Origin of the sequence: Fibrobacter sp. UBA3629, assembly GCF_002374005.1 — a bacterium.
Taxonomy (GTDB): Bacteria; Fibrobacterota; Fibrobacteria; order Fibrobacterales; family Fibrobacteraceae; genus Fibrobacter.
Genome location: NZ_DFLC01000031.1, coordinates 9358 through 19884, shown reverse-complemented (window position 1 = coordinate 19884; position 10527 = coordinate 9358). Strand labels below are relative to the sequence as shown.

Below are 10527 nucleotides of genomic sequence, written 5' to 3'. Positions count from 1 at the left end.
CGCCACATTCCCGCGGGCTTTTTTTGTGCCCGCTAGCCGCCTGCATGCGCTACTAACCTTTCTAGATGAAGGGTAAAATTGGCCGACAGGCATTCTTGCGTAAGCTGCTTGCATTGTTTATTTTCTTCGTAATGACTAGCTTAAAACACATTCTTTTGTTTTTATTGTCTTTTTCTGCAATGTCCTTCGCCGTCCCCGTTTTTTATGGAATGGCGACCACGGACACTGTCAGAGTGATAAACATGGGTTCCGAGCATCCGCATTCACTCATAGTCGTCGATCGGGGCTGCCGTTCCGAATTTTTCAAACAGGATTCCGTGATAGACAAGAACCTTCCGCAGGATTCGCTCCTGTCCCTAGTGTACGGAAACGTCCCTAGCCCGGATAGTGCAGATATTTATCGCGGCTGGAGCGACAACTGTCAGAAATACGCATCAGAAAGATTTGAAAGTGGCTGGAAATCCATTGCTCTGGGGGTGGTCTCTGTTGCTGTAGGGGTGACCTTGACTTTCATTGTCGACTATGACCACCTGGGAACGGCTATAGCGGGGCGAACTTTTGGCATAGCAACGCTGCTAACTTTAGTTCCCGTTACTTTCTCGTTGGGTGCTTCAGATATTTCTGGCTCGTCGGCGCAAAAGGAGCAAGGCAAACGCTATAAGGAAAAGGCTGAACAGTACAAAGATCGGTACAAAATCAGCGTTGCGCCGGCGATAAACCTGCGCGAACCTGGTGGCGGCCTGCTTGTGCAACTCGGTTTTTAACCGCAGCAATCATGCCAGGCCCCTCAATAAACATCCCGAGTCCCTCAGTTGCTAGTATCCAATGACTAATGACCAATAACTGGCAACTAAAATTTCTATTCTTCACTACATGAAGCCGACAATTTCCTTTGTTCTCCAGCTATCGCCCGCCACAGCCTACAAGGATCTTGAAGCCGTTGCGCGTAATTTGCTCGACGGCCTTGACGTGTTGCTTACGTCTGGATTGGTGAAGTGTTCGGTCTACATGGATGGCCCGACGCTTCGCATGCTTCGCAAGGTGGCCAAACCGCTTGCATTTGGCAAGATAAAGAATGGTATCCGCGAAGGTCTTCTCGAATTCCTGGGCGGTGGCTTCTACGATCCGATGCTTCCGCTATTCCCAGAAGAAGTGCAACGATTGCAGTTGGAACAGCACTGCACGCTTCTCAGGAAGTTTTTCGACATGGAGCCGCAGGGATACTTCAATTCTTCGCTTGTCTGGGAAATGGATATGACGGCGGTGCTCGCGAAATCGGGTTTCGACTATGCACTGGTGAGCGAGGCTGCAATCCAGGATGCTCTCGGACGTTCGACTCCGACATCCGGTTGGTTCACTATTGAGGACAAGGGAGCGCTGATGCGCATCGTTCCTGTTTCCGGTGAGCTTTCGCGTGCCATCGAGAACGACGATCTCAACTGGCGTAAAATTGCGGAGCCTTACTGCCGAGAAGGAAAGTCGGCTGTCGTTCTTTTGGATTTGCCCCCGGAACCTAGCGAAATTGTCGCTTTCTTCGAGCGTCTTGTTGATTTTGTAGAAACAAACGACGTGCAGACGTGGCCTGTGGGCTATACGGTGAACCAGCTTGAACCTGAAGGTTCGCTCAGCTACCTCATGTCGGCGGGCCGCAAGCTCGGGCTTCCCGCCTCGGCGAAGACCTGTCGCGAGATGCTGATCCGCAGGCCCGAAGTCAACGTGCTGCAGAAGTTTTTCCTTTCGCTTTTCCGTCGGGGGCGTGATTCGCTTTCTGACGAAAAGTTCGAAGTCTTTTGCGACAGGCTTATTCCCGCGATGTCCCCGATTTTCTTCCGCGACTTGGCAAACGAGGAGGGGATGCGGTGCTTGAATGTCCGCAAATGGGGCTTCCGTTATCTTCTTACGGCTTCTTCGGCTCTAGACTCGATGATGTCTTTTTCGGGGCTCCGCGTGGAAGTATGCGATTTCTTGCTGCGCGGCGAAAAGCAGATTTGGATGGAAAATTCGAACATGTCTTCGCTGCTCGACTATCGCGCCGGTGGCGTCCTGCGCCTGCTGTGCCACAAGTCGTCGGCAGTGAACCTGCTGAATGCGTGGCGCGATGACGGCGAACCCTCCCTGGGCTTCCTCGACTGTCTCTTGCCGAACGTGGACATGACTCCAGTTCAGATTGGGCTTGCGCTTTCCCTCCGCGAATACCTGCTCAAGGATCCCTACGACTATACGATTAGCCGCAGCGAGTCGGGGGCCGAAGTGCAGCTCCTGGAAGAGCAGGGATTTACGGTTGGCGGCAAGAAGGGCGTATTCCGTGTCGAGAAGGACTATGTGCTTGCTCCTGGTGCATCGAGTATTTCCGTAAAGTACACGCTGTCAAATTCCACGTACATGGATTCAAAGTGCTTTTTCGGTACCATTTTCGAACTCGGTTTGCTTGGAAAATCCGGCGGAAGGATTGTTATCGATGGCTTTGACTTGAAGTGGGATGGCGAGAATCCGTTGGTCTATCCGGAAGCGAAGGAAATGAAGATTCAGGATTTCGCTCAGGGTTGCGTCGTGACGATGAAGTTCGATTCGCCCGCATCCGTTTTTGTCGGTCCTGTATTCGGGGCCTCGTCGTCAGCGGCCCCCGAGGTTTATCAGGGCTTGCGTATATATCCGTTCTGGCGGACGGCGCTTACCGTTATGGACGAAAAGAAGTTCGGCATTTCCGTGTCGGTATCGGGGAGGTAGACGGTGCGCTCTGACTTGATTGACATACAGGTCGAAGATTACGGAGAAGACGTGGAAATTACGCTGTCCGGTTCGTTGGGCGCTTTTCAGCTTCCGGCAGTCCGCGAGAAGATTGACATGCTTGCGGATGGCCCCGGTTGCTTTTTCTTCCTGAACCTTTCGCATGCGCATTTCAAGGTGAACGATTATCTTGACCTGTTCCTTGAACTTTTGAATAAGCTCCAGGCTCAGAACTCCAAGCTGGTCCTGATCTTCGACAGCGAGGAACTGGATGAATACTTTGCGAAGTATCGCAACATCTTCGAGATATTCCCGAGCAGGAGTGCCTACAAGGATTCGGGCATGTCGAAGCAACTGCAGCAGATTGGAATCCATTATGCGGTCAAGACGGGAATCAGGTTGAGCCCGAGTGTCGCCATTGCGGGTGCTCTTTTAATTGTGGGCTGGGCGATTACGCTGTTCTTAATCGTAGCGGCGCAGGGTCGTGAGATTGCCGATAAGCAGGCGCAGATTATAGCGCTTCAGGCGCAGAAGGAACGCTATGTCCGCGAAATTGACAGGCTGGAATCTTCTATAGGTCCGCTCCGCAAGCTTGGCGTGGTACAGGATACGACTATGCTCAGTTCCTTTGGCATTATCCAGGACTGGGTGACGTATCTGGAATACCTGGAGAACTCGCGCCGTGAAAAATAGTGTCCGGGTTTCTGGCCCGATGGTGCTTGTCCTGTTTGCCGTCGCGTTCGTGACGATTCTCGTGTTTACGAATTTTTGGCTCGTCCGGCGAAACCAGATGACAGAACTTGTCACCGAGGAAATGGAACTCCGCGGGGATTTGGAACAGCTTGAAACATGGGGTCGCTGGACCATCGAGTATGTAAAAATCGACAAGGCGCTCGCATACCTTTCGAAGGGACGCATTTCCCCGGAAACCCGCGCGGAACTCACGGAACTCATCTGGAAAAATGCGCATTCGTATTCGACGGATCCTCTGCTCATTCTGGCGGTCGTTGCGCAAGAAAGCCACGGCAACCCGAACGCCCGCGGACGCATGCAGTCGGGGGCCTTTTCGGGGGCGCTTGGACTTATGCAGATCAAGCTGGAAACGGCACAGAAGATGGGGCGTCGCTTTGGTCTCAATATCGAGACGACCGAAGACCTGATGAAACCCGAAGTGAACGTGATTGTGGGAACCGCCTATCTCATTCGCCTTATCGCGAAGTACGGAAACTGGAAAGATGCGCTCGTTGCCTACAATATCGGGCATTCGGCAGTTGACAGGATGCAGGAACAGAACCGTCCGCTTCCCACGGGCTATTACGAGAACGTGATGGCGAAATACTGGAATCTTTCGCGCATCGATTTTCTTGCAGATGGCGGCAAGTAGAATCTCCTGACCAACGGAGGTAATTTGGCGACCGCTGACGGGCTTTCCTGTCATGTTTTTGCTAGATTTATATTATGTTCCGCATCGTGGCAGTCCTTTTGGTGGCGACCTTTGCCTTTTCGGGAGAGGTCCGCTATGACTGTATGCGCTTTGTGGAAAAGGGGCTTGCCAATGATCCCCAGCTTGCCGAAACCAGATTCGGTGTGCAGGCCAAGAAGGAAAAGCTTTCCGCGCTCACTTCCGAGGTAATCCTCCCGACATTCAATATCGCGATGATGGTTGGGCCCGCACCTGGCTTGAAGGAAGCCATAGACAACTGGGGCGATACTATCGATGTCTATGACTTTTCGAAGATGGGCCCGTTCTGGGGTGTCGAGGGCAAGTTTATTCAACCGCTGAACTTTGGACAGTATCGCTCTGGGAAAAAGGCTCTGGAGGCGGATGTCCAGCAAAAGCAGTACTCCATTGAAAGCCAGGTCAACAAGAAGGACGTCGAACTTCAGTCGTATTACTACAACTACCTCCTTGCAAAGGAAATGCAGCGGATTGCGTCCGATGCTCAGAAGCAGGTGGACAAGGCCTACGAACAGCTCGAGGAGGCGCTGGATGACGATGACCCGAACGTTTCGCAGATGGACCTCCTGAAGCTGAAAGCGCAGCTCCATTCGGTGAAGGAGGGCGTTACGGATGCGGATCTGGGAATGAAACGCGTGCAGCTCGCGATAAGGTTCTCGCTGGGGCTTTCCGAGGGAGACGTCTTTGTTGCCGAAGATACATGCCTTGCGCCGCGCCCGGAACCGCTTCCGACGCTGGAAGAGGTGCAGAATTATACGGTGCTGTTCCATCCGGAACTCAAGCAGCTTGCGGCGGGACTTTCGGCGCGGAGGCTGCAGATGGACTTGGCCGAGGCTAGGCTTGCTCCGGAGTTCTTTATCATGGGCCAGTTTGAATACGTGAAGAGCTGGGCGGGCAACCGCAAGGTCATGGTGAAGAACGCCTTTGCCGAAGATGCCGTCAACAAGCTTTCGGGGCTTATTGGGGTCGGTTTGCGCTACCGCCTGAACTTCTGGAAAGACTGGTCCAATTTCCGCGAGGCGCGCACGGAATACCGCGGATTGCAGATGAAGGAGCACTATGCGGCCGATGGCCTTGTCGCGAAGGCTGTGGAGCAGTATTACCAGGTGGTTGCTGCGAAGGACAAGCTTGATGCCATCAAGGAGAGCCTGCGGGCGTCGGAAGCAATCCTGAAAGGGGCCGCCATGCAGTATGATTTGGACAAGTCCAAGACGGGTGACCTTGTCTCTGCCTACACGCAGAATGTATCTTTGCAGAAGGATTATTACTTCGCCGTGTGCAAGTATAATATCGAGTTTGCGTCCCTGATATCCAAGATGGGGATGTCGCTTGCGGATTTTCATAAAGAATTCATGGAAAAATAGGAGATGTGTATGATTAGGAAGATGTTTGTGTTGCTCTCGCTCGCATCGGTTCTTGCTTTCGCTGCCGATGATCCCGTGGCTGCAATCAAGAAAAAGGACGCCGAACTTCAGACGCTCCTTAAAAAGTCTAGCAGGAACGCGAAGGAAATGGAACGCGTGAAGTCGTTGCTGAACGATTCGTTCGACTTTGCGCTCCTTGCTAAGAAGTCGCTTGCGAAGGGCGACTGGGACAAGCAGGATGCCGCCTCGCAGGAAAAGTTTGTCGCGGAGTTCCAGCGCATGGTACGCAATTCCAGCGCAAAGCGTCTTGAACTCTACCGTGCCGATTCCACCGTCTATGAACCTGCGAAGATGAAGGGAACGGACGAGGCCCGCGTGACGGCCCACCTCTGGAACAAGGGCAAGGAATCCGTGCTTGAGTACAAGATGAGCCTCGTGAACGGCAACTGGAAGGCTTGGGACCTGGTCATCGACGACCTTTCGACCGCACGCAACTACAAGGAACAGTTCGGCCAGATCTTGAAGACCAAGAGCTTTGCCGAACTCATCGACATCATTAGCAAGAAGGCTGACGAAGCCGAAAAGTAATGGGCGGATTCTTCTTCTGGCTGCTGGTTGTCGTCTGCGTCATCGCGCTGGTTGTCCTGTTTTTCCCTCTCAAGTTCAGGGTTGACTTCGATGCGAACGAACGCGGCGGACGTGCCGAGTTTTTCTTTCTGGGAAAGCGGCTGTGGAGCGGCGAGAAGAAGCGAAAGCACAAGGATGGCGAAGAGGCTTTCGATGTCGACGCTTCGGGTGATTCCGACGCCGCCGTGCCGGAGTTTGTAGATACTGCCCCTGCGCCGGTCGTCGAGAAGAAACCGGCTCCGGTAGAATCGAAACCTGCCGAAGAAAAAACTTCTGGACCCGAGCCGTCAGAGGCAAAGCCCCTCAAGATAGAACCGGCTGAACCAGCCGTGCCAGGGCCTGTAGAAGCGGAGCCTAAACAACAAACCGAGGAAAAAATCAAGGCGAATCCAGCAGAACCTGAGGCCAGGGAATCCGGGAAGCCCGATGAAGAGCCTGCCGCGGAGAAAGAGGAAAAGCGCAAGCTTACGGACAAGGAGTTCTGGACGATTCTGCTTACGCCGGATCTGGACGGTCGTGCCTTCCGTTACCTCAAAAATATTATTGCGGAAAGCCTCCGACTACTCGACATCAAGTTCGTGGACTGCTATGTCGAAGGAATTCGCGGGGACTATACTTCGATGGGTTATGGAGCCGCCGCAAATGCGGTTGCGAAGGGTTTTCCTTACCTGGAAGCCTGGGATTTTCGGATGGACTGGGAACGTAACCGTGAACTGCGTGCGGCGGGGAAAATTTGCGCTTCGACCAACTTCTGCCGCATTTTCTTTTGGCTGTTCCTTGTGGCCGTCTACGGCGGAATTCTCTTTGTTTCGTTCTGGCGCCGTCGCGCCCGTGTGCTTAAGACGGGGGAACTGCCGGAACTCGGATATATCCGCAACAAGATAGTCGCTTTTATGGTGGAGGATTGATGCCCGCTTTGACCTTGGACCGCCTGCTTGCTAGCATCGGCTTCGGAAGCCGCAAGGAGGCCCGTGCGCTTGTGCGTATGGGACTTGTCGAACTGGATGGCGAGGTGCTCGACGACCCGTTTATGGAGTTTGCCTCACGTCCCGAGAGTATCATGGTGAATGGCGAGGATGTCCCGACCGTAGAAAAGTTGTACGTGATGCTCCACAAGCCCGTGGATGTGGAATGCAGCCACAATCCGCGCGACCACCAGTCAGTATATTCTCTGTTGCCGGATAGGTTCTCTGCCATGGGAATCCAGACGGTGGGAAGGCTTGATGCGGATTCGGAAGGCCTTTTGCTCCTGAGCAACCAGGGCGACTTCATCCACCGCGTCGAGAGCCCCAAGAAGGGCTGTCTCAAGCGTTACCGCGTGACGCTTGCTCGTGAATTTACGGATGCGCAGGAGAAGGAGCTCCTTGCGGGCGTGATGCTCAAGGACGAACGTAGACCCGTGCTTGCCCGTGAAATCGTTCGCGAGGAGGGCTCCGTGGTGATAGCCATTGGCGAGGGACTCTACCACCAGGTCCGCCGCATGTTCGCAGCCGTAGGGAACCACGTGGAGACGCTGGAACGCATCTCAATCGGCCCCCTGCAGCTGGATGCGACGCTCGGCAAGGGTGGGTGGCGCTTTTTAAGTGACGCCGAGATAGCCTCATTAATGTAAAAGTAAAGCCGGCGCTTGTGCGTCGGCTTTGCGTATAGTCTTGAGCGAGAATTAAATTTCGATCTTGGCCTCGGCTTCTTCGGGTTCGGTTGCCGATTCTCCAAGGATGCCTTCGAGCGAGTTAATCTTGTCCTTGATGTCGTTACTGAACTTGAACGTGGGGACCATGCGTTCTTCGATCTGGACGGTCTCGCCGGTGCGCGGGTTCCTTGCGGGGCGGGCCTTGCGCGGCTTGCACGCAAACGTGCCGAATCCGCGGATTTCGATGGTGTTGCCCTCGATAAGTTTCTCGCCGACAAGGTCAAGGAACTGTTCGATGACGGTCTTGATGTCGTTGCGCACAAATCCAGTGGACTTGGCGATTTCTTGAATTAGCGATTGTTTTGTAACGTTTGGCACGGTTCAGTGTGGGGTTAATAGATTTTTTACGTCATAAATATAAGTTTAACAAAGAGTTAGCGTATACCTTGGCTGAAAATTAAATAATTTTTTCGGGCTCTCGTTGCGGACAATGTGTGGATAATTGTTGCTAAAATGTTGAAAGATGTTGAAAATTTGGAAAAGGTCGAAAAGCCGTCGCGGACAACTTTCCGGTTGCGGAATCTGGAAGTGTTCCCGAACACGATACTCTCACCGATGGACGGGGTGACGGACGCGCCCTTCCGCAGGCTGTGCCGCGTGCTTTCGGGTGACCGCATGGGGCTCCTGGTGTCGGAGTTCGTGCCCACGGACGGCGATGCGGTGTTCAACCTGGAAGGCCACAAGCAGCTCAGGTTTTTCCCGGAGGAGAGGCCCTTCGGGGTGCAGATTTTCGGGCGTTTCCCCGACAAGATGGCGGATGCCGCACGGAAGATTGCGGTGGCGCTCAAGCCCGACTACATCGAGGTGAATGCGGGGTGTCCGGCGCCGAAGGTGGCGGGCAAGGGCAGCGGCTCGGGCCTGTTGCGTGACCTGCCCCGCCTGCAGGAGATATTGCACGACGTGTGTGCCGCGCTGGACGGCTGCGGGGTGGATATGCCCCTCACGCTCAAGTGCCGTATCGGCTGGGACTCTGAGAGCATCAACGTGCTGGAGACGCTCCGGATAGCCGAGGGCGAGGGCGTTGAAATGCTTACGGTGCACGGCCGCACCCGCCTGCAGGGCTATAACGGCCTCGCCGATTGGGACTGGATAGGGAAGGTCGCCGCTGCCGCAAGGATTCCTGTAATCGGGAACGGCGACGTGAACAGCGTGGAAGTCGCCCGCGAGCGAATTGAAAATTATGGCGTGTCCGGCGTGGCCATCGGGCGCGGCGCCATGCACAACCCGTGGATTTTCGGGCAGATTGCCGACGCCTGGGAAGGCAAGCCGAAGCGCGTGATAACCGCGGGCGAGGCGCTCGACGTGTTCAAGCTTTACTACGGTTTCAAGATTGAGGATGGCAGTACCGACAAGGGGGCCGAAGGCAGGCTCAAGCAGCTCGCCGCAAGGCTCTGTAAGGGTTTTTGCTTAGACGATGCAACTTCGGGTTCGGATGTCGCGATGCAGGTGCGCCAGGCGCTCCTTTCGAGCAGTTGCGCAGCCGAACTCCTGGACCGTGCGCAGTCCCTCAAGGAAGGCGTTGCGAAGGACTTGGTGTTCGACCCCGGCCGCCTCGTGAACCTGAACGGCGCCAAGGAAACTGAACTCAAGTTCGGCGACCAGTTCAAGGGCCGTTAGCCGCCTATATTATATTTACAAGGTGAGGTTTCTATGAATATTTCCCCTTTGTTCGCGGGTGCGCTTTCTGTACTCGCTGGTGTTGGAACTGCCCTTGCCGCGCAGAACGCGGTGATTGTCGATGACCTGCATCCGGGCGTCGTTATCGACAAGCAGAACATGATGGCGGCGGACCTTGCGATTTGGAACCCGCCCAGCCGTTACTACGATATGACCAGTGCGCTTGTGGACGGCGGCTACACGCTGTTCCGCTTCCCGAACGGGAGCCTCTCGAACGATTATCACTGGAACGGAATCGGCAGCTACGATAGCACCGGGCTCTGGACAGCGGATACTACGAAGTGGGCGCGCGGATTCTTGGGCGAGACGATTTACCGCGGTACCACGAAGGACAACTACGGCTTTGTTCGCAGGAGCCACCTCGCCGATGGCAAGAAGGAAACGATGTGGTGGGGCGAAATCCTCGACCCGGTGGACCCGCCGTGGATAGTGGTGGAATTTCCGGAGAAGATGAATCTTGACTCGCTGCAGATTGACTGGGGTGAATTGCGCCCGAAGGCGTTCGAGTTTGCGTACTGGACCGAGGACTATGCCGAATATCCGGGCGTGCACCAGGCGCTGGAAAACAAGCTGAAGACGGAATCCGTGGTGCGCGTGAACTCCGAGACGACCAAGTACAAGTTCGCGCAGATCAGGACCCGCTATGTGGCCATCCGCTTCAAGACTCCCGACCTGCCGAGCAAGGGCGTGCAGATTCGCGAGATGAAGCTGTTCAGCGGCGAGAGTGACTTGCTCGAGGGCAACAACTACAAGTTCTACGCGATGTCTACGCGCAATGGCGACAAGGCCCGCACGGACTGGACCGACATCAAGTGGGATTTCGAGGAGTTCATGAAGTATATCAAGACGCTCCCGAACGCACAGGCCGTGATTTGCGTGAACGCGGGCACGGGAACTTCGAAGGAAGCTGCCGCCTGGGTGCGATATGCAAACAAAGTAAAAGGCTACAACATCAGGCAGTGGCAAATCGGTAACGAACT

Annotated in this window: 11 protein-coding genes; 10 read left to right on the top strand and 1 reads right to left on the bottom strand. The window is 54.6% G+C overall.

Annotated elements, in window-relative coordinates:
* The first annotated feature begins 65 nt into the window (after window positions 1-65).
* From B2310_RS10200 to B2310_RS10165, 8 genes are all read left to right on the top strand, one after another.
* The gene (locus B2310_RS10200) at window positions 66-764 is read left to right on the top strand and encodes a hypothetical protein (protein WP_290731155.1); all 699 of its coding nucleotides are present in this window, start codon (window positions 66-68) and stop codon (window positions 762-764) included.
* A 109-nt stretch (window positions 765-873) separates the two neighbouring features.
* Entirely contained in the window at window positions 874-2727 is a 1854-nt protein-coding gene (locus tag B2310_RS10195; RefSeq protein ID WP_290731152.1) for an alpha-amylase/4-alpha-glucanotransferase domain-containing protein, read from the top strand.
* A gap of 3 nt (window positions 2728-2730) precedes the next feature.
* The gene (locus tag B2310_RS10190; RefSeq protein WP_290731149.1) at window positions 2731-3420 is read left to right on the top strand and encodes a hypothetical protein; all 690 of its coding nucleotides are present in this window, start codon (window positions 2731-2733) and stop codon (window positions 3418-3420) included.
* Window positions 3410-4111: a lytic transglycosylase domain-containing protein gene (locus tag B2310_RS10185; protein WP_173366573.1), complete on the top strand. Its 702-nt coding sequence runs from the start codon at window positions 3410-3412 to the stop codon at window positions 4109-4111. The genes B2310_RS10190 and B2310_RS10185 overlap by 11 nt, the downstream gene beginning before the upstream one ends.
* Before the next feature lie 74 nt (window positions 4112-4185).
* Window positions 4186-5550 (top strand): TolC family protein, encoded by a 1365-nt coding sequence (locus tag B2310_RS10180; RefSeq protein WP_290731146.1) that lies wholly within the window; start codon window positions 4186-4188, stop codon window positions 5548-5550.
* Between the two features lie 9 nt (window positions 5551-5559).
* Window positions 5560-6138 carry an MlaC/ttg2D family ABC transporter substrate-binding protein gene (locus B2310_RS10175; RefSeq protein WP_173366575.1) on the top strand — a complete coding sequence of 193 codons (579 nt, stop codon included), beginning with the start codon at window positions 5560-5562 and terminating at the stop codon, window positions 6136-6138.
* Window positions 6138-7085, top strand: a complete 948-nt coding sequence (locus B2310_RS10170; RefSeq protein WP_173382505.1) for a hypothetical protein — start codon at window positions 6138-6140, stop codon at window positions 7083-7085. Before B2310_RS10175 ends, B2310_RS10170 begins: the two co-directional genes overlap by 1 nt.
* Window positions 7085-7789 carry a pseudouridine synthase gene (locus tag B2310_RS10165; RefSeq protein WP_290731141.1) on the top strand — a complete coding sequence of 235 codons (705 nt, stop codon included), beginning with the start codon at window positions 7085-7087 and terminating at the stop codon, window positions 7787-7789. Before B2310_RS10170 ends, B2310_RS10165 begins: the two co-directional genes overlap by 1 nt.
* Before the next feature lie 51 nt (window positions 7790-7840).
* On the opposite strand, the gene B2310_RS10160 is transcribed toward B2310_RS10165, so the two are convergent.
* Window positions 7841-8188, bottom strand: coding sequence for an HU family DNA-binding protein (locus tag B2310_RS10160; RefSeq protein WP_173382507.1), 348 nt, complete (start codon window positions 8186-8188; stop codon window positions 7841-7843).
* A gap of 135 nt (window positions 8189-8323) precedes the next feature.
* On the opposite strand from B2310_RS10160, the gene B2310_RS10155 reads away from it, so the two are divergent.
* Both B2310_RS10155 and B2310_RS10150 read left to right on the top strand, forming a co-directional pair.
* Entirely contained in the window at window positions 8324-9487 is a 1164-nt protein-coding gene (locus tag B2310_RS10155; RefSeq protein WP_290731138.1) for a tRNA dihydrouridine synthase, read from the top strand.
* Between the two features lie 33 nt (window positions 9488-9520).
* Window positions 9521-10527 (top strand): discoidin domain-containing protein (locus tag B2310_RS10150; RefSeq protein WP_290731135.1); only part of this gene is annotated, 1007 nt, incomplete at its 3' end.